Source organism: Pantoea leporis (genome assembly GCF_028048155.1).
GTDB classification, from domain to species: Bacteria; Pseudomonadota; Gammaproteobacteria; order Enterobacterales; family Enterobacteriaceae; genus Pantoea; species Pantoea leporis.
In genome coordinates, this window is the sequence record NZ_JALMEU010000001.1 from 1453101 (window position 1) to 1472581 (window position 19481).

Below are 19481 nucleotides of genomic sequence, written 5' to 3' on the forward strand. Positions count from 1 at the left end.
TGTTGTGTTCGACAGCTATTGAGTATAGACAACATGACTCATTCTGCTGGATTAGCTCACCGCGCGTGGACGCGCCGGACTCAAGCCCGCCTCGCTCAACAGCGCGTTAGCCTGCACCAGCGAAGCCTGCGTAATCTCTTTGATCGATTTCGCGCCGGTCAGCGTCATCGCCACTTTCATCTCTTTCTCAATCAGGTTGAGCAGATTTTCAACGCCGCGCTGACCGTGCGTTGCCAGCGCATAGACAAACGCGCGTCCCAGCAGCACGCAGTCGGCACCGAGGGCGATCATCCGCACCACATCTAACCCGCTGCGAATCCCGCTGTCGGCGAGAAGAGTAATATCGCCTTTCACCGCATCGGCAATTGCCGGCAACGCGCGCGCCGACGACAGCACGCCGTCCAGCTGACGCCCGCCGTGATTCGACACCACAATGCCATCGGCACCAAATCGCACCGCATCGCGCGCATCTTCCGCGTCGAGAATGCCTTTAATCACCATCGGGCCATCCCAGAATTCACGAATCCACTCCAGATCTTTCCAGGAAATCGACGGATCGAAATTGTTCGCCAGCCAGCCGATGTAATCTTCCAGCCCGGTCGGTTTACCAAGATAAGTGGAGATGTTGCCGAGGTCGTGCGGACGGCCATGTAAACCGACATCCCACGCCCATTGCGGATGGGTTGCCGCCTGCCAGTAACGACGCAGCGGCGCATTGGGGCCGCTCATGCCGGAGTGCGCATCACGGTAACGTGCGCCAGGCGTCGGCATATCGACAGTGAACACCAGCGTGGTACAGCCGGCGGCTTTGGCGCGCTCCAGCGCGTTGCGCATAAAGCCGCGATCGCGCAGCACATAGAGCTGGAACCACATCGGACGATTTATGGCCGGCGCCACTTCTTCAATGGGGCAAACCGACACGGTTGAGAGCGTAAACGGAATGCCTTTCAGCGCCGCCGCGCGCGCCGCCTGCACTTCACCGCGTCGCGCATACATGCCACACAAGCCGACCGGCGCCAGCGCCACCGGCATCGACAGGGTTTCGTTGAACAGCTTCGTTTCGAGGCTCAACGCCGACATGTTTTTCAGCACGCGCTGGCGCAGCGCCACGTCGGAGAGATCGGCGACATTGCGCTTCAGCGTGTGCTCGGCGTAAGCGCCGCCATCCAGATAGTGAAACAAGAACGGTGGCAAGATGCGTTGCGCCGCGGCGCGATAGTCACTGGCAGCAGAAATGATCATCCGTTATTTTCCTTGTGCTGAGGTTGGTGGCCCGGCAGACGCGTAATGCGCGCCTGGCGCGCCTCATCTTCATGCAGGGTTTTCATAGTGGTGTGAACAAAGCCGAGATGATCCATCGCCGCCTGGCGCGCCGTTTCCGCGTCACCGGCCATCACCGCATCAAACATCGCCTGATGCTGTTCGTTAAGACGATTAAAAATCACCGGATGGGTATACATGCGCTGACGGCTGTGCAGCACCGAGGATTGCAGCAGATCGAAAAAGCCGCGCATGGTCTGCAGCAGCACTACGTTGTGCGAGGCTTCGGCGATGGCGAGATGAAAACGCAGATCGGCCTGCGCCGCGAGATCGGCATCGTCGCTCTGCTTAATCTTCAGCAGCGCATCAAAGGCGTAAGCCAGCCGCTCTTTATCGGCTTCGGTGGCGCGCAACGCCGCATGCCACGCGGTGCTGGCCTCTATTGCGTGACGCGCTTCAAGGATGTCGTAGCGATAATCGGGATCCTCAGCCAGCAGTTGGCGAATCGGCTCTACGATGCGCTGTTCCGACCACGGTTGCTGCGGCTGACGCAGCCAGGTGCCGCCACCGCGTTTACTGATCAACACGCCGCTGCTGATCAGTTGCTGGATCGCCTCGCGCAGTGACGATCGCGATGAACCGAACTCGGCCGCCAGCGCGCGTTCGGACGGCAGCCGCATGCCCGGCTCCAGCTGATGCTCGGTAATCCAGGCGCAGAGCCGCGCCCGCAGCGTATTTTCGGTCATCGCATTATCCTGAGAAAGGCTCCCCCACCATGCTGCATTGGTAGGACCAAAATGCAGCGTGGCGGGCTTAATGGAGGAGAATGGTTAATGCTTTGTTACTTCGATGCAACGAAACAGGCAGGATTTTTCAGGTTATGTGACGACGCGGCCACATTTGAATATTTTGGTAGGACCAATTACGCCGCAGTCCGGCCAAAGGCCCGACCATAACTGCGCGGATGAAAGCGCAGGTTCAGCAAAATCAGCCCGACCGTCACCGCCGCCTGCATCAGCCAGACGCTGGAAAAACTGTGGGTTAATGCCTGCAGCTGACCGGCGATAAACGGCATGCAGCCAGCAATGATAAAGCCCGCGCCCTGCATAAACGCCACCAGCCGTGCACCGGCCTGCGGATGCGGCAGGTGATCAAGCGCCAGCACCATCGCCAGCGGGAATGCCGCGCCCAGTCCAAATCCGGCAATCGCCGCCCACAGCCACGGCGCGAACAGCGGGGCAAACAGAAAGCCGCTCATGCCGATCAGCTGACAAACCAGGCTGATAATCAGCTGCGGACGCCGATCCGCCTTACGCGCTAGCAGCGGCATCAACAGCGCACCTGCAACCTGACAGAGAATCATTGCGCCGAGCAGCGATCCGCCGGCCTGCGCCGACCAGCCAAGATGATGATAGGCATCCGGCAGCCAGGCAACGCAGGTGGCGTAACCACCGTTCACCAGGCCAAAACTGATTGCCAGCGTCCAGGCGCGCGGCGTGCGCCACAGCGACGGCAGCGCAACCTTTTCCGTGCTGGCGACGGTTGGTACGCGCACGTAAAGCCACAGTGCAATCGCCAGCAGCACCGGCAGCGCCCAGCCGCTCAGCGCCAGCGGCTCGCCAAAATGATCGCTGAGCCACGGCGATAACGCCGCTCCTAAACCGCCGCCGCCCATCAGCGCACCGGCCCACAATCCGGTGACCGGCGCGCTGCGCTGTGCAAAGCGCTGACGAATCAGGCCCGGCATCGCCATCTGTACCACGCCCACGCCAAAGCCGCCAAACAGCGCGCTGACCACCAGCCAACTGCCGTCGTGGATCACGCCACGCGCCGCCAGCGCCAGCAGCAGCAGCGTCAATCCGGCCAGCAGCAAGCGTTGCAGCGGCACGCGCTGCATCAGCGAAGCGCTCAGTAGCGCGACCGCGCCCATCATCACCATCGGTACCGCAGGCAGCAGCGAAGCCGCCAGTGAAGAGAGTCCCATCGTCTGCCGAAGCTGGCCGAGTAACGGACTAAGAGAAGTGAGTAACGGTCGCATATTCAGCCCAGCCACTACCAAAGCGGCGAGCGTTAATCCGTTGAAATGTCGATTCATACACAATCCTGCTGCAAAGAGGTTGTCAGCATCGCAGCAGTCGTTACTATTTGGAAATGAAATAACACCATAACGACCAGTGGAAAAATGAATCGTCAGCCGATGTTCACCCCGCAGCAACTGCTGAGTTTTGTCGCGGTGTGCGAAACCGCCAGCTTCACCCGCGCCGCCGATCGCGTGCATCTGTCGCAATCCACCGTGAGCCAGCAGGTGCGTCGGCTGGAAGAGATGATCGGTAAACCGCTGCTACAGCGCACATCGCATCAGGTGGCGCTCACCGAAGAGGGCGAGAAGCTGCTGGGCTATGCGCGCCGCATCATCGCGCTAAACGGCGAAGCGCACGACGTGCTGAGCGATAAATGGCGCGACGGCGTGCTGCGCCTTGGCGTGCCTGAAGATTTCGCCGCGCCGACCGCCGGTTTGCTGGCGGAGTTCAGCCGCGAACATCCGCAACTGCGCCTTGATGTGATGAGCGGCATGTATGTCGATTTGCATCGCGCCTGGCAGCGTGAGGAGCTGGATATCATGCTGATCAAACAGCCGGGCGGTGAACGTCCGCTGGCTGCGCGCCCCGAGCCGCTGCTGTGGCTGGACAGCGCCGCACATCCCTGCTTTGAGCAAACGCCGGTGCCGCTGGTGGTGTTCCCGCAGCTCGGTTTATATCGCGAGGAGATGGCGCAGACGCTGGATAACCTCGGCCGAAGCTGGCGCATCAGCTACAGCAGCGCCAGTTTGGTGGCGCTCGCCAGCGCCAGCGCCGCCGGATTGGGCTTAACGCTGCTGCCCGCCAGCTGCCGCTTGCCTGAGCATCGCGTATTAGGGGAAGCCGATGGTTTACCCACCATCAACCATTTTGAACTGGCGCTATTTTGCCGTGCGCCGCAGGACGAACTGCAGCAGACGCTGGCCGCCGCGCTGGTGACCTTTTGTCAGCTGCAGTGGCAGTGATTTTTCCACTGCTAACCAGTGGCAAATATCGCAGCGCGCTGCGTTGAGTTTTGCCAGATTAAGCGTTTCTCATTTGATGGAACCTCTGATGCAACTGACCTCTCCCAGCCGTCGTGAATTTCTCAGTCTGACCGCCGCCGGAAGCCTGCTGGCCGCCGGCATCAGCTACGCTGCACCCGCTTCACCGCTGCTCGCTAACAGCACACAGCCGCACACGCCGCCACCGCGCGTTGCGCACTACCAGCTGCTCAATGTCCGCCTCGAAGAGGGCTTTGAGCGCGACGGTAAAGAGGTGATCGCCACGCGCACCGCGCTGTACGACATCACCATCAAAGACGGCACTTTCGCGGCGATTGATGCCGCAGGCAAAGCGCGCAACACCAATCTGCCTCAGTGGGATGCCAACGGCGCCCTGCTGCTGCCGCGCACCCGCGATATGCATATCCATCTCGACAAAACCTTTTACGGTGGTCCGTGGGAAGCGCCGCGTCCGCGTCAGGGCAAAACCATCATGGATATGATTGCGCGCGAACAGGTGCTGATCCCGCAACTGCTGCCGACGTCGCAGGCGCGTGCCGAAGCGATCATTGGTTTGCTGCACAGCAAAGGCACCACCGAAGCGCGCAGCCACTGCAATATCGATCCGGTTAGCGGCCTGAAAAGCCTTGAGCATCTCAAGCTGGCGCTAGCGAATCATGCGGAATTCCCGTGTGAAATTGTTGCCTTCCCGCAGCACGGTTTGCTGCACTCGAAGGTTGATGGCTTGATGCGCGAAGCGATGCAGATGGGCGTGCAGTTTGTCGGCGGGCTCGATCCCACCAACGTGGATGGCGCGATGCAAGCGTCGCTGGATGCGATGTTCCAGATCGCCCTCGATTTCCAGCGCGGCGTGGATATCCATCTGCACGAAACCTCGCCATCCGGCGTGGCGGCCATTCAGTACATGATCGACACCATCGCGAAAAACCCGCAGCTGAAGGGTAAAGTGACGCTGAGCCACGGTTTTGCGCTCGGCACGCTGGAAGGCAAAGCGCTGGATAAGATGATTGCGGGCATGGCCGAGCAGCAGATGAGCGTGGCGTCGACCATTCCGATTGGCAAACTGACCATGCCGCTGCCGCAGTTGCAGGCGGCGGGCATCACGGTGATGACCGGCACGGACAGCGTGATCGATCACTGGTCACCGTTTGGCACCGGCAGCATGCTGGAGAAAGCCAATTTGTACGCGCAGCTGTATCGCGGTTCCGATGAGTTCGGTTTGAGCCGCGCGCTGCATATCGCCACCGGCGGGATTTTGCCGCTGTCGAATCAGGGCGAACGTCAGTGGCCGAAGGTCGACGATGAAGCCAGCATGATGCTGGTCGAGGCCAGCTGCTCCGCCGAAGCCGTTGCCCGCATCTCCCCGGTCCGCGCCACCTTCCACCGCGGATTGCCAGTGTTCAGTGCGTAAGCCCAAAAATCGCACATTCCCGTAGCGGCGCGTGGCTGAAGGCACCCAACAAAAAAGCCTCCGCAAGGAGGCTTTACGTACGACATAAACAGGCAGCATGCGCACACCCGGTGAGTGCTGGATTTTACGAAAGCATCTGAATCGCCAGCGCATACAGCCGCTGGTTTTCATCGTCGCTGACAGGCTCTTCTTCCGCGTAACAGGCAATCATAGAGCTGACTTTATCCGAAGATAAGGTTTCCCCATGCAGATGCAGCGTTAACACGGCGCGGCCGACGATTTTCAGAATGTCTTCGTTTTGTCCCTGGACATAATGACTCAATGAAATGACCTCTGAAATATTATGGGTATTTACTGATTAGCCAAACGGCGGGGTAAATATAAAGCAAATCGGCTATTCGTTTTAATCAGAATTTTACCTAAGCGAAGCCATTCATTAGCACAATACTTATAAGTAAGCATTAACAAACCCTGATAATGCTTGTTTAATAACGCTAATTCTCCTTTTTCGTTGCATATGTCGAGGTTTAGCGCCTTCATTGCAGAATAAAATCAGCCTCAAAAGCATTAGAACTTCGCAACAGTATGCGTATAAAAACGAGACAAGCCTGCTATAACGCTAACGGTTTTCAGGCAGGCAGCAGAAGCGCTTTTGCCATTGCCGATCACGCCCCTTTCTGCCAGACTGACCGCCGCCATCCTACCCGCAATTAGAGACTTTCCCGTGACTGCTTTTTCTACCCTGACGCAACTGCCCGCCAGCCAACTCGATAACCTGCGCGAGATGGGTTTCGACGCCATGACGCCGATTCAGGCCGCTTCCCTGCCCGCGATTCTGGAAGGGCGCGACGTGCGTGCGCAGGCGAAAACCGGCAGTGGCAAAACCGCCGCCTTTGGCGTGGGTTTGCTGAACCGCATCGATAACAGCCAGTTCCACACCCAGGGGCTGATTCTGTGCCCGACGCGTGAGCTGGCCGATCAGGTCAGCAACGTGCTGCGTCAGCTGGCGCGTTTTACCCGCAACATCAAAATTCTGACGCTGTGCGGCGGCCAGCCGATGAGCGCGCAACGTGATTCCTTAGTGCATGCGCCACATATCGTGGTCGGCACGCCGGGCCGTTTGCTCGATCACCTGAAGCGCGACAACCTTGATCTCAGCCAGCTGCAAACGCTGGTGCTGGATGAAGCCGATCGCATGCTGGAGATGGGCTTCCGCGACGATATGGAAGCGATCATCGGCTTTACACCGGAAACGCGCCAGACGCTGCTGTTCTCTGCCACCTGGCCGGATACCATCGCCAGTCTCAGCCAGCGTTTTCAGCGCGATGCGCTGGCAGTCGCCACCGAAGATAAAACCGAGTTACCGACCATCGAGCAGCAGTTTATTGAAGCCAGCGCCAAAGAGCGCCACAGCTTGCTCGGCGCGCTGCTCAGCCAGCAACAACCGGCCTCCTGCGTGGTGTTCTGTAACACCAAGCGCGAGTGTGACGACGTTGCTGCCGCGCTGAACGAGCGTGATATCAGTGCGTTAGCGCTGCATGGCGATCTGGAGCAGCGCGATCGTGAGCGCGTGCTGATTCGCTTCGCCAACGGCAGCATCCGCGTGTTGATCGCCACCGACGTCGCTGCACGCGGTCTGGATATTAAATCGCTGGCGCTGGTGGTGAATTTTCAGCTGGCGTGGGATCCGGAAGTGCACATTCATCGCATCGGCCGTACCGGTCGCGCCGGTGAGAAAGGGTTGGCGGTAAGCTTTGTCGCCCCCGACGAAATGGTGCGCGCCAATGCGCTGGAAGAGTATCTGCAGCAGAAGCTGAATTGGGTTTCCTCCAGCTCGCTGAAAGGCACCAGCGCCAAATCGCTGCCGGCGACCAAAATGACGCTGTGCATTGATGGCGGCCGCAAAGCCAAAATCCGTCCGGGCGATATTCTCGGCGCGCTGACCGGTGAAGCCGGATTCAGCGGCGACCAGATCGGCAAGATCGATATGACCGCCACCCACGCCTATGTTGCCATCGACGCCGCTCAGGCGAAGAAAGCGCTGATCAAGCTGAAAGAGGGCAAGATCAAAGGCAAAAGCGTGCGCGCCATTCTGCTGAAGTAAAGGGTACCCGCGTGAGGGCGATCGCTCTCACGCTAAAATTTCCGTTATCTCCCCCTTCATTTTTTTTCTCTTCTGCCGATAAGTTAATCATGGCGATATTGCCCTGCCCTTTACTCAGCCCAGATCTGCTCCGAGGCCATGATGGATAATTTTCAGAAAGAGATCGATGAACGCGCCAACCTTGCGCTTTCCAATAAATTCGAACTGCTGTTGTTCCGACTGGGTTCCGATCAGCTGAAAGGCAAATCTGAGCTGTACGGCATCAACGTGTTTAAACTGCGTGAAATCGTGCCGATGCCCACCATCACTCGCGCCGCTGGCATGCAATCGCCGCTGCTTGGCATGGCGAGTATTCGCGGCCAGTTTATTCCGGTTATCGATCTGCCCGCCGTCACCGGCTGCAAACCAGAAACCGGCCTTAACCTGCTGCTGGTGACCGAATATGCGCGCAGCACTCAGGCGTTTGCGGTGGAATCGGTGGAGAACATTGTGCGTCTCGACTGGAGCCAGGTGCACACGGCGGAAGCGGGCATCGGTAGCCGCAACATCACCAGCATCGCCTGTCTGGATACCGACGGCCAAAGCAATAATCTGGCGATGGTGCTGGACGTTGAGCAGATTCTGTATGACATCATTCCTTCAGTGCGCGGCGTTGAGCCAAGCGCAGAGACCGCCAAAGACTTCAATCTGAAGCCTGGCCAGGTGGCGATTGTGGCGGAAGATTCCAAAGTGGCGCGTCAGCTGCTGGAGCAAGGCCTGAAAAGCATGGGCATCCCGGCGATTATGCACAACACCGGTCTGGAAGCCTGGATCAAAATTAACGAGATGCAGAAAGAAGCGGCTGCAAACGGTGAGTCGATCCACGACAAGATCGCGCTGGTGCTGACCGATCTCGAAATGCCGGAGATGGATGGCTTTACCTTAACGCGCAACATCAAACGCGATAACAACCTGCGCCAGATTCCGGTGGTGATCCACTCTTCACTCTCCGGCAGCGCCAACGAAGATCACGTGCGTAAAGTCGGTGCCGATGGTTACGTGGCGAAGTTCGAAATCAACGAGCTGTCGAATGTGATCCACGGCGTGCTGAAAAAGCCGCGTTAATTATCGTAACGCCACCGTTCATAGCGTAATGCTTGTCAGTTAAGACCTGAGAACCCTTAATTACCAGAGCACACCTTGTAGCGGCGCAATTCATTGCGCGATAAATCGCGCCGCTACGGAATGTGCGGTGATTTGATAAGGTGCTTAACTGATCGGCATTACGCCATTCCTGGCAACCCTCCAACCAGGATCCTCCCGCCTCACTTTCCCATCCAGTTAAAAATCAAGGTTAACGTCATTAACCAAACCGTGACGCATCTCTAAAAAATTAAAGTTAAAACATTAACAACCGATAACAGATAGCGCTTGCGCTGGTGCTGCCATACCAGATTTGTCACGCTGCGTAACCATTTTTACCTTAGAAAACATTAACCTGACGCGGGCGCCTTGCCTGCTTTTCCGTCTTGAAAACATCAATTTTTGGCATTACGGGGAGAACCAATGTTGAGCTTAAAGAATATGAAGGTCGGCGTCCGTTTGGGCATCGCCTTTGGTTTAGTGGTGGCACTGTTAGTCATTGTCGGCATCACGTCGATTACCAAAATTAACAACATCAAAACCGGTATTACGTCGATAGTGGAAGACCGTTACGTGAAAGTGCGTCTTGGTTTTGACGTCCGTGACGGTGTTAACGATCAAATTAAATATCTGCGTGGCATCGTGATTGATACCACGCGTCCGGAAAATAACGTTAAACGTTATCAGCAACTCGCCGAAGCCACTGAACATACCAACAACGCGATGAATAAAATCAAAGCGATACAGGTTACCGACGTGGGTAAAAAGAAAATCGCCGGGCTGCTGGCGACCAGTGACAAATTCGAGGCCGAGAAACATCAGCTGATTGAGCTGGTACGCGCTGGCGATGCAGACGCCGCCAGCACCTATGTACTGAAATCCATTACCGCTACGCAAAACGCTTTCCTGGCGAGCGCGGTGGCGTTTGCCGATTCGCAATCGCAGCAGTTACAGCAAGAAGGCGCGAAGATTATTGATAACGGATCATCCGCTATTGAGATGACGCTAATCTTCTCCGCTCTCGCCATTGCGGCCTCCATCGTATTAGGCTTTATGCTGACGCGTTCAATTGTGCGTCCGCTGAATGAAGCGGTGGAAATCGCCGGGAAAGTCGCGGCAGGCGATCTCAGTTCGCACATTGAAATCAGCGGTAAAGATGAAACCGCCGTGCTGATGCAGGCGCTGCAGGCGATGAACGACAATCTGCTCACTATCGTTTCCGATGTGCGCGCCGGTTCCGATACCATCGCTGTCGCCTCGAATCAAATCTCCAGCGGTAACATCGATCTCTCATCACGCACCGAACAGCAGGCCAGCTCGCTGGAAGAGACCGCATCGGCGATGGAACAGATGACCGCCACCGTCAAGCACAACGCCGAAAACGCGCGGGAAGCCAATCAGCTGGTGGCCAACACCTCCAACGTGGCGAAGCAAGGCGGCGTGGTGATGGAACAGGTGATCGAGAAGATGGAAGCCATTACGCTCTCTTCGAAGAAGATCGTCGATATTATCAGCGTGATCGATTCCATCGCCTTCCAGACCAACATACTTTCCCTTAACGCCGCGGTCGAAGCCGCACGCGCCGGTGAGCAAGGCCGTGGTTTCGCCGTGGTGGCCACCGAAGTACGTAATCTGGCGGCACGTTCGGCATCTGCCGCTAAAGAGATCAAGGTGTTGATTGAGGATTCGGTCGCGCAGGTGGATGAAGGTAGCCGTCTGGTGACGCACGCCGGTTCAACGATTGGTGAAGTGGTCAACAGCGTGAAGAGCGTGGCGGATATTATGAGCGAAATCACCATTGCCAGCAGCGAGCAAAGCAGCGGGATTAGCGAGATCAACTCAGCGATTACGCAGATGGAGGCGGTGACGCAGCAGAATGCCGCGTTGGTGCAGGAAGCCTCAGCGGCGTCGCAGGCGTTGCAGGAACAGGCGGATCGCCTGGCGCAGTCGATGAGTGTGTTTAAAACGGCTGCGGTGTAGTTATGACAAGGTCGCCATGCCTGGCGACCTTTCTAATATGTATGCTTAACTGACCAGCGAATAAGCAATCGACGAAATCGCCAGCACGCCAACGATCACCACAAACACGTTACTGATTTTCCCGCTGTACTGACGCATCGCCGGCACTTTCTGAATGGCATACATCGGCATCAGGAACAGAATCATCGCAATAATCGGCCCACCCAGCGTTTCGATCATGCCCAGAATACTGGGGTTCAGCGTCGCCACCAGCCAGGTGGTCAGCAGCATAAACGCGGTGGTCAGGCGATTCAGACGCTGCGGCGTGACGGTTTTACCGCGGCTGCGCAGCGACTTCACCACCATGCCGTTAAACCCTTCACGCGCCCCCAGATAATGCCCGAGAAACGACTTCGTGATCGCCACCATCGCCACAATCGGCCCCATCCACGCAATCATCGGTACATTAAAGTGGTTGGCTAAATAGGACAGAATGGTGATGTTCTGATCTTTCGCCGCCTGCAGATCGGCGGGCGACAGGCTCAGCACGCAGCTGAACACAAAGAACATCACCGTCACGACCATAAGTAGATGGGCGTTCGCCAGGATGCGCGAACACTTCTTCTCCGCGCCTGCGCCGTACTCATCGCGCTTGGCAACAGCAAAAGAGGAGATAATCGGCGAATGATTGAAGGAGAACACCATCACCGGAATCGCCAGCCACAGCGTCATCAGAATGCCGTGGCCGCTTACATTCGCATCTAACGACAAGGTTTCCAGCGCTGCACCATGCCAGTGCGGTACCAGATAAGCCGCCAGCAGCATCAGCACCGCCACAAACGGGAATACCAGTATGCTCATCGCTTTCACAATCATCTGCTCGCCAAAGCGCACCACCGTCATCATGCCGATGATCAGAATCAGCGACAGTAGCGCACGCGGCGGCGAAACCAGCCCCAGCTGATGCACGATAAAGCTATCGACAGTGTTGGTGATCGCCACGCTGTACATCAGCAGGATCGGATAGATAGCAAAGAAGTAGAGCAAGGTGATGATCTTGCCAGCGCCCACGCCAAAGTGCTCTTCCACCACTTCGGTAATGTCTTCGCCGGGATTTTTACCGGAGAGCACAAAGCGCGTTAACGCACGGTGCGCGTAATAGGTCATCGGGAAGGCAAGAATCGCCATGATAATCAGCGGAATCAGCCCGCCTGCACCGGCGTTAATCGGCAGGAAAAGCACGCCCGCACCAATCGCCGTACCGTACAGACCCAGCATCCACACGGTATCACTCTTACGCCAGCCCTTAGCCGCCGTTTCTACGGTGCCAAGCGTACCGGTTTGTGAGTTGTCCATCTGTCTCTCCAGAATTTCAAGCTTTATCAACATGCAGCCACAAAGATGGCTACCAAACATGGCGTGGGCTGCTCCGCCCGGCCGGAACGCAAAGGATGACGCTTCATGAGATGAAATTCACGCATCCTGATGTTTTGCGCCGCAGTAAATGCACGAAACATGCGCGCAATCGATTGCATGGGGCGCTATTTGACATGAGACGCGGAATGAGTGCAAGAAGGAGTAACGGGGAGTCAGCAGAAAGGCGTGAGGAAAGTGGAAAGGTGTGGCAACGCTGGGCTGTTACCACGGGTGGTGCAGATGACACAAGAGCAACTCCCCCGGCCACTAGCCTCTGATACAGCAAATGCGTCCAGAGGCTAACGCCGGGAGAATTTAATTAGAATGCGCGCATTCTGTAGAGTGCATAAAGAAAATAGTACGCTGTGAGTGTATTCAAATTCATAATCATGTACTTCAATTTTTCATTTTTATTCAGCAGGATGAAAATACCTTTTGAGTATTTACCCCGCTTTATTTGATCAATTTCCTGGGCAATATCCGTAGGTGAAAACGATGAGTGATACATTGCGGTCACGATTTGCATATCCAGCGCCAGCACACGTTTGGAGATGCCTTTAAGGAAATAGTCGAGATCGCTGGCCTGATATTTACTGATGATCGAATCATACAGTGCGGTGAGAAACTGTTTACGTACTTTCAGTTCACTGTATTGCACTTTACGCTTCGATAATGAACCCGCCACGTCTTCATAATGATAAGCCGCACCCGGCGTGACCAGAAAATTGCTAATGCAGCTGAAGAATTTAAGGTTAAATAGCAAATCTTCGCTCATGGAGATACCTTCCAAAAAGCGCAGGTTCAACTCCTCAATAATCTGACGGCGATAACATTTGTTATGCAGATAACCGATGTTATCACTCATCTCCAACTCACCGAGCACATAAGGAATGTCCTCCTGACTGAAGAAGCCCGCCTGCGACACTTTGCCCACACGATTGTCGTTGAGGTTGCCCACCATCAAATCGACAGATTCCGCTGGCCAGGCATCGAGATTCTGTTTGAAGATCATCAGGAAGTTATCATCCACCCAATCATCCGCATCAAGGAATAACACATATTCACCGCTGGCTTGCTGCATTCCGCTATTTCGAGCGGCGCTGACACCGGCATTAATTTGGTGAATTACCGTAACCTGCGAATAAGCACTAAACTCCTGCAGAATATTCGCGGTTGAATCGCTGCTGCCATCATTAACCACAATCACTTCGTAACTGCTGAACGTCTGTTTAAGCACGCTCAGTAAGGTACGTTTAATGGTTTTTTGTGAGTTATAGACGGGAATGATAAGACTAAACAGGGGTTTTTCATTCATGATAAACTCTCTTTACTGTCTGAGGTTTTGATATTGTTAAATAACAGCCATAGTTTCCTGGGATTGATAAAAATTTGATGAATACGCATTACGGGTTGAGCAGGGAAAAAGTAATTAAGCAGGGAGAAAGATAAAAACTCGGTTAATACCACGCTCATGGCCGCGCCATTTAAACCGAAATAAGGAACCAACAATAAAGAGGAGGCCACGCAAATTAATAACACCACGAAGGTTTTCTTCACTAAATAGCGATATCCGTTGTACTTAATAATGAAACGATCCATCACGCTGCTTAGCACCGCGCACATCGCACCCACGCTGAGTAACAGCGTTGGCGCTACCGCATCGAGATACTCCGCACCGTAAAAGTCACGGATAAACCATCCGGACAATAACCAAATCGCCAGAATCACCAACGACGAGACACCTATCACCAGCAGATGTAATTTCTGCGCTTTGATAATCGATTGCCGATCGTCACGTTCGGCAAAGAACGCCGGGAAAAAGGAAGCCAGCAAGGCATTGGGTAAAAATACCCACGCGGTGGCGAGCGTCAGCGCGACAGAGAAAATCCCCGCCTCTTTCACGCCAAGGAAATACGACACGCTGATTTGGTTAACGCGGGTATAAATCGCCACCGCAATCACGGAAAACACCAGAGAAATACCGGACGCCACCATATAGCGGGAATATTTCTTCATCTGGCGCAGTGCCGGAATCGGTACCTGACGATGGTATTTCAGGAATATCGTCAGTTTGATGGCAAAAGGAATAAAGGTCGCCAGTACGATCGGAATCGACAACAGTTGCGGATCCAAACCGTAATACGAAATAAAGAAGCGCACGGTTAAACTGATCGCCAGCCCCGCCAGATTGGCGATGACATTCAGGCGCGCATTAAGCATCGCCTCGTTGTAGATATTGACCAGATCGAGCGAAGAAAACAGACAGGCAATCGCCGCTGCGCAGACAAATACCCGCGCTTCAGCACTCCACTCTTCGCCCATAATCAGCATGCCGCTGGCTGCCAGAATGCCGTAAATCACTAACACCAGCAGAAAGGTCGCCATCATTAAGCGCATGCCGGAGTGATGATTTTGCGATAAGCGTTTCAGCAGAATCACATCGCTGCCCATCAGCGCGATGCTTTGGATGAACTGAAATACCAGCATCGAAATTGAGATAATGCCGAAGGTGGTGGGCCCCACATATTTCGCCACATAAGAGGTGACAAATATCAGGCCGAACACCGCAATCAGCTTTTCAGCGATCATCCACAGAGAATTTTTTAATTTATCTTTCACAACTCAACCTCAGCGTTTATTTCTGTGCCAGGCGGCGCAGACGCGATACCAGTCGTGGACTGACAAAAAACAGCGCAAAGTACAGGCTCCACGGATTGAGCATCAATCCTGATGTGAAATAGGACTTAAAGCTGCGACGGTAGAGTGAAATATATTCATCAATAAAGGCGCGGCTAAATCCGTCGCTGTGCAGCGCTTTATAGATATAAGACGAGGTCACTTTTAAATAGAGATGGTAATAACAGCGGCTGTGCTGCGCGGATAAAAACGCCTGCATGCCATTAAACGAACGTGCAAAGGAGAAATGCTTTTCGCGTAACGCCGATCGCGTGGCGGAGTTGGTGGATTCCACATAGTGATAAACCACCTGCTGGGTAAAGATCACCTGACGATCCTGTTGCAGGTGCAGGTAATTGACCACAAACAGCAGATCTTCGAAGTTATAAATCTCCTCGTTGAAGGTGAGCTGATGCTGACGAATCACATCGCCACGAAACACCTTGTCGCAGATGCCGTGACGCGGATTGAAATAGAGCAGATCGTTGATCGCCGCCGAAGCGGTCAACTGGCGCACGTCACTGCTGTTGGCCGGGAAATCGAGCGGATCGCCTTGCGGCGTGAAGTGCTGCGATTCCCCACCCACCATGGCGATGTTGTTTTGCATCAGCCGCACATAGGTGGCAAATGCGCTGGCCGGCAGAAAATCATCGGCGTCTAAAAAGCACAGCAGTTTGCCGCGCGAGGCGCGAATGCCCTGATTGCGCGCCGATGAAACGCCGCCGTTGGTTTTATCGATAATGTGAAAATGTGGGTAATGGGCGTAATTCTGTAATATCGCGAGCGAGTTATCGCTGGAGCCGTCATTAATAAAGATCGCTTCAAAACGGCTTTCTTCCTGCTGTAGCAGGCTGTCAATGCATCGCTCCAGATACGCCGCGGCGTTATACACCGGCACGATGACGCTGATTAAAACGTCGTTAACGGGATTTTGCATATAACCTCTGGACTCTGTCGGAGTAAAAGTTGCGGGCGGAAAAATATTTGCTGAACATTGCAGTGATTAACAGTGCACGTTGCTTGCGCCCGGCTTAACATTTATTGCCTGTCTATTTCAGAGTTTCCTCAGGTCAAATAAAACTGGCCTTTAATTCTCTGTAAAAAGATCGCTAAATAAGATAATCGCCAAATAAACCGTGCAGATTTATTCTGCTTTCGTCAGGTAAAACAGGCAGGCTACCGCCCCAGGCTTGCAGCTACCTGTTTACTGACTACGCACAAACCCATTTTTCAGGCATAAAAAGGCTGCGCTGCGCTCGTAAGAGTTCAGTTAATTTTCAGCCAGTTACGTTTTATCTTGCGGTGATTTGGCTTAATAGCGTCACCACGTCATTCACGGCGAACTTAAATTAAATTTTTATCTGTCTGGTAGTAAGCGTAAAAAAACGCTGGCGTTTTTATCGCGCTCATCACCAAAAACAAGAAATGCCGACCGGGGCTGAGTAGGTGCATCAACAGACGGGCCTTCTCAACGAACGTCACGACATTAACGATATTTGCTGTGTGCCCTGCACTTTTATTACTTCGGCGCGTCTTTTGCGTTCCGATGAGTGCAAGTGGCGTTAATTCAGTGCGGCGCTTGCGGTCGCACTGCAACGGGCTTAATGCCCAAAATTTGCGATCTAATTCAAAACTTTTCCCGGCATTCTCACCACTCCGGGTTATAAGGTCAATGGTTGCCAGGCCAAACCGGAATTTACTCAGAGAAAGGCTGGATTAAACAACGGCGCATAGATTAGCCGTGGTGAATTGATTTTTTGCCGATTGATTAGCGCCACAGCAGGCGAATACCAGGAATAAGATGGGAATATCGCTGACATGGTGCCAACAGTAACCAGCGCCCAAGCCGCGCCGGGATTGAAGCCAGCTCACAACTCTGAAGATAGCGTGTCACGGCACGCATTTTCGCGTGCTAGTCTCCAGCCATGCCTCTCTCCAGTTTCTCTTCACTGCAGGTTGTATGAAACGCAGATTATCTTTCCAGGTAAAACTCTTCCTGTCGCTGGTGCTGTTTTCCTGCCTGCTACTCGCCCTGCTGGGCACCATTCTGTTTCATTTTATCGATCGCCAACTGCATCACGATTTGGGACAGCGCGCGCGGGTGCAGGCCAGTGAAATTGCGCTGATGCCCGGCCTGGCGGAGAAAGTAGCGCGCCGTGATATCGCTGGCATCGCCGCGCTGATTCAGCCGCTGCGCAACCAAAGCGATGCCAGCTATATCGTGATTGGCGACACGCAAGAACACCATCTCTACCACTCGGAATCACCGGAGCGCCTCAATTTACCGATGATTGGCGGCGACAATGCCGAGGTGCTGCAGGGCAAAACCATTATTTCGGTGCGCAAAGGCGGCATCGGCGTGTCGCTGCGCAGCAAGGCGCCGATCTTAAATGCCCAGCATCAGGTGATTGGCATTGTCTCGGTGGGTTATCTCACTTCCTATATTGCCAATATCAACGTTAGCCTGCTGTGGCAGGCCAGTTTGTATGGCGTGGCGCTGCTGTTGCTGCTGTTTATTTTTTCCTGGATGTTTAGTCGCAACCTGAAAAAACAGATGTTCTGGCTGGAGCCGAAGGATATCGCCCTGCTGGTGCTGCAACAAAAAGCGCTGCTGGAAGCGATGTATGAAGGCGTGTTTGCGGTCAACGCGGAGCGGCAGCTGATTCTCATCAACCGCGCCGCACGCGAGTTGCTGGATATTCAGCAGAGTGAGAGTGAACTGCTGGGTAAACCGCTGGATGCGGTGTTGCAGATTCCTGCGGCGTTTTTGCGCCAGCATGAGGTGAAAACTCACGATCACGTTACCGTGCTCAATCAGCGTCAGGTGATCGTTAACCGGGTGGCAATCGAGCTGGAACCCGGCGAGCCTGGCGGCTGGGTATGCAGCTTCCGCGATAAAAACGACATCAATACGCTGAGCAGCCAGCTGAGCCAGGTGAAACGCTATGCGGATAATTTACGCATCATGCGTCATGAACAGCTGAACTGGACCGCCACGCTGGTCGGCCTGTTACAGATGCAGCGTTACGACGACGCGATGCGCTACATCCACGCGCAATCAGCTGGCGCGCAGCAGGTGCTGGATTTTGTCTCGGCGCGCTTCACCTCACCCGCGCTCTGTGGGCTGCTGCTAGGGAAATATGTCAGTGCGCGGGAAAAAGGCGTGGAGCTGAAATTTGATCCGGCCTGCCAGCTGAGCCGCATTCCTGCCGCACTGAGTGAAACGGCGTTGATGTCGGTGATCGGTAATCTGCTGGATAACGCCGTCGACGCCACGCTCAATGCCACAACGCCCGCCGCCCCGATAGAATTGTATATTTCTGGCCGTAATCAGGAGCTGTTAATCGAAGTGGCCGATCAGGGTTGCGGCATCGATGACAGCATTAAACCGCATCTGTTTGAGCAAGGCGTCACCAGCAAGCCGTCCAGCAACGACGATATGTTCGGTGCTGAGCACGGCATCGGCCTCTATCTGGCGGCAGGTTATGTACAGCAGGCGGGCGGCAGCATTGAGATCAGCGACAACTCACCGCAGGGCACCATCTTCTCGGTGTTTATTCCGTTCCAGCCCGCCGCATTAACAGGACTTTCCCATGAATAATGCTAAGCCGCTTGATGTGGTGATTGTGGAAGATGAGCCGCATCTGGCCGATCTGCATCGTGAATATATTGAGCAGAACTTTCATCTGCGCGTGGTCGGCATTGCCGCCACGCTAGCGCAGGCGCGCGCGCTGATTGCCGCGCATCAGCCACGCCTGCTGCTGCTCGACAACTATTTGCCGGATGGTCAGGGCGTAACCTTGATTGACGATCCGCTGCTGAAGCGTTTTGAGTGCTCAGTGATTTTCATCACCGCCGCCAGCGACATGCAAACCTGTAGCCACGCGATGCGCAGCGGCGCCTTTGACTACCTGCTGAAACCGGTGTTTTTCCATCGCCTGCGCGCGTCGCTGGAGCGCTTCATGCTGCTGGTGCAGACCCTGCGCCAGATGAAGAATGTCGATCAACAGGCGCTGGATAAGCTGTTCAACCTGCCAGCCAGTGACGCGCCTGCTGCGCCATCCACCAAAGGCATTGAGTCGATTACGCTGGAACGGGTGAAAGGCTTTTTTAACGCAGCACCGCACAGCAGCTGGTCGGTTGAACAGGTGGTAGAAAACATCGGCATCAGCAAAACCACCGGCCGCCGCTACCTCGAATATTGCGTAGAGATCGGATTTATTGGCGTCGAGATGCAGTACGGCAATATCGGCCACCCGCGACGGCTGTACCGCAAAATCCTGTGATCACGCGCAAATTCCGCGCGCGGCCACTTGTGGTTTTTATGGTGTTAATTGCCTAAACGACGCCAACAATCACACTTCGTGAAGATAACAATCCGTCACCTCTTGTGTGGAAAAGGCGATCGGCTATGTTGACCTTTAGTTCCTCAAATGTAACTAAAAGGTTAA

15 protein-coding genes are annotated in these 19481 nt (G+C 54.8%); 7 read left to right on the plus strand and 8 right to left on the minus strand.

The window, feature by feature from the left end; translation table 11 throughout:
• Nucleotides 1-51: 51 nt before the first annotated feature.
• The 3 genes from lldD to MWH02_RS06920 form a co-directional block, all read right to left on the minus strand.
• Entirely contained in the window at nucleotides 52-1242 is a 1191-nt protein-coding gene (gene lldD, locus MWH02_RS06910) for an FMN-dependent L-lactate dehydrogenase LldD (RefSeq protein ID WP_222233062.1), read from the minus strand.
• Nucleotides 1239-2006, minus strand: a complete 768-nt coding sequence (gene lldR / locus MWH02_RS06915) for a transcriptional regulator LldR (protein ID WP_101762492.1) — start codon at nucleotides 2004-2006, stop codon at nucleotides 1239-1241. Before lldR ends, lldD begins: the two co-directional genes overlap by 4 nt.
• A gap of 176 nt (nucleotides 2007-2182) precedes the next feature.
• A complete protein-coding gene (locus tag MWH02_RS06920; protein WP_271460133.1) occupies nucleotides 2183-3355 on the minus strand; it encodes a cyanate transporter in 1173 nt (390 codons plus the stop codon).
• An 87-nt stretch (nucleotides 3356-3442) separates the two neighbouring features.
• On the opposite strand from MWH02_RS06920, the gene MWH02_RS06925 reads away from it, so the two are divergent.
• Together MWH02_RS06925 and MWH02_RS06930 are read left to right on the plus strand one after the other, a co-directional pair.
• The gene (locus MWH02_RS06925; RefSeq protein WP_271460134.1) at nucleotides 3443-4303 is read left to right on the plus strand and encodes a LysR family transcriptional regulator; all 861 of its coding nucleotides are present in this window, start codon (nucleotides 3443-3445) and stop codon (nucleotides 4301-4303) included.
• An 88-nt stretch (nucleotides 4304-4391) separates the two neighbouring features.
• On the plus strand, nucleotides 4392-5753 hold the full coding sequence (locus MWH02_RS06930; protein WP_271460135.1) for an amidohydrolase family protein: 1362 nt from the start codon (nucleotides 4392-4394) through the stop codon (nucleotides 5751-5753).
• A gap of 124 nt (nucleotides 5754-5877) precedes the next feature.
• Here MWH02_RS06930 and MWH02_RS06935 read toward each other — a convergent pair whose 3' ends face one another.
• Nucleotides 5878-6075 (minus strand): hypothetical protein, encoded by a 198-nt coding sequence (locus MWH02_RS06935; protein ID WP_039333073.1) that lies wholly within the window; start codon nucleotides 6073-6075, stop codon nucleotides 5878-5880.
• 402 nt (nucleotides 6076-6477) lie between these two features.
• Between MWH02_RS06935 and dbpA the strand changes: the two genes are divergently transcribed.
• The 3 genes from dbpA (at nucleotide 6478) to MWH02_RS06950 (ending at nucleotide 10959) form a co-directional block, all read left to right on the plus strand.
• Complete coding sequence (gene dbpA / locus MWH02_RS06940) at nucleotides 6478-7857, plus strand: ATP-dependent RNA helicase DbpA (protein ID WP_271460136.1); 1380 nt, start codon at nucleotides 6478-6480, stop codon at nucleotides 7855-7857.
• A gap of 141 nt (nucleotides 7858-7998) precedes the next feature.
• Nucleotides 7999-8961, plus strand: coding sequence for a chemotaxis protein (locus MWH02_RS06945; RefSeq protein WP_008105989.1), 963 nt, complete (start codon nucleotides 7999-8001; stop codon nucleotides 8959-8961).
• A gap of 441 nt (nucleotides 8962-9402) precedes the next feature.
• A complete protein-coding gene (locus MWH02_RS06950) occupies nucleotides 9403-10959 on the plus strand; it encodes a methyl-accepting chemotaxis protein (RefSeq protein WP_271460137.1) in 1557 nt (518 codons plus the stop codon).
• A 45-nt stretch (nucleotides 10960-11004) separates the two neighbouring features.
• Here the strand turns inward: MWH02_RS06950 and MWH02_RS06955 are convergent, their stop codons facing one another.
• The 4 genes from MWH02_RS06955 to MWH02_RS06970 form a co-directional block, all read right to left on the minus strand.
• Nucleotides 11005-12294, minus strand: a complete 1290-nt coding sequence (locus tag MWH02_RS06955) for an HAAAP family serine/threonine permease (RefSeq protein ID WP_101762498.1) — start codon at nucleotides 12292-12294, stop codon at nucleotides 11005-11007.
• A gap of 379 nt (nucleotides 12295-12673) precedes the next feature.
• The gene (locus tag MWH02_RS06960) at nucleotides 12674-13669 is read right to left on the minus strand and encodes a glycosyltransferase family 2 protein (RefSeq protein ID WP_271460138.1); all 996 of its coding nucleotides are present in this window, start codon (nucleotides 13667-13669) and stop codon (nucleotides 12674-12676) included.
• Nucleotides 13666-14973, minus strand: a complete 1308-nt coding sequence (locus tag MWH02_RS06965; protein ID WP_110867789.1) for an oligosaccharide flippase family protein — start codon at nucleotides 14971-14973, stop codon at nucleotides 13666-13668. Before MWH02_RS06965 ends, MWH02_RS06960 begins: the two co-directional genes overlap by 4 nt.
• Before the next feature lie 16 nt (nucleotides 14974-14989).
• A complete protein-coding gene (locus MWH02_RS06970; RefSeq protein ID WP_217547447.1) occupies nucleotides 14990-15967 on the minus strand; it encodes a glycosyltransferase family 2 protein in 978 nt (325 codons plus the stop codon).
• A gap of 1023 nt (nucleotides 15968-16990) precedes the next feature.
• Here MWH02_RS06970 and MWH02_RS06975 point away from each other — a divergent pair.
• Both MWH02_RS06975 and MWH02_RS06980 read left to right on the plus strand, forming a co-directional pair.
• Nucleotides 16991-18631: an ATP-binding protein gene (locus tag MWH02_RS06975; RefSeq protein WP_271460139.1), complete on the plus strand. Its 1641-nt coding sequence runs from the start codon at nucleotides 16991-16993 to the stop codon at nucleotides 18629-18631.
• On the plus strand, nucleotides 18624-19316 hold the full coding sequence (locus MWH02_RS06980; RefSeq protein ID WP_110867792.1) for a response regulator: 693 nt from the start codon (nucleotides 18624-18626) through the stop codon (nucleotides 19314-19316). Before MWH02_RS06975 ends, MWH02_RS06980 begins: the two co-directional genes overlap by 8 nt.
• The last annotated feature ends 165 nt before the right edge of the window (nucleotides 19317-19481 follow it).

Coding starts and splice junctions, on each gene's coding strand:
- lldD (WP_222233062.1), bottom strand. CDS start 1,242: ATGATCATTTCTGCTGCCAGTGACTATCGCGCCGCGGCGCAACGCATC.
- lldR (WP_101762492.1), bottom strand. CDS start 2,006: ATGACCGAAAATACGCTGCGGGCGCGGCTCTGCGCCTGGATTACCGAG.
- MWH02_RS06920 (WP_271460133.1), bottom strand. CDS start 3,355: ATGAATCGACATTTCAACGGATTAACGCTCGCCGCTTTGGTAGTGGCT.
- MWH02_RS06925 (WP_271460134.1), top strand. CDS start 3,443: ATGAATCGTCAGCCGATGTTCACCCCGCAGCAACTGCTGAGTTTTGTC.
- MWH02_RS06930 (WP_271460135.1), top strand. CDS start 4,392: ATGCAACTGACCTCTCCCAGCCGTCGTGAATTTCTCAGTCTGACCGCC.
- MWH02_RS06945 (WP_008105989.1), top strand. CDS start 7,999: ATGGATAATTTTCAGAAAGAGATCGATGAACGCGCCAACCTTGCGCTT.
- MWH02_RS06950 (WP_271460137.1), top strand. CDS start 9,403: ATGTTGAGCTTAAAGAATATGAAGGTCGGCGTCCGTTTGGGCATCGCC.
- MWH02_RS06955 (WP_101762498.1), bottom strand. CDS start 12,294: ATGGACAACTCACAAACCGGTACGCTTGGCACCGTAGAAACGGCGGCT.
- MWH02_RS06960 (WP_271460138.1), bottom strand. CDS start 13,669: ATGAATGAAAAACCCCTGTTTAGTCTTATCATTCCCGTCTATAACTCA.
- MWH02_RS06970 (WP_217547447.1), bottom strand. CDS start 15,967: ATGCAAAATCCCGTTAACGACGTTTTAATCAGCGTCATCGTGCCGGTG.
- MWH02_RS06975 (WP_271460139.1), top strand. CDS start 16,991: ATGAAACGCAGATTATCTTTCCAGGTAAAACTCTTCCTGTCGCTGGTG.
- MWH02_RS06980 (WP_110867792.1), top strand. CDS start 18,624: ATGAATAATGCTAAGCCGCTTGATGTGGTGATTGTGGAAGATGAGCCG.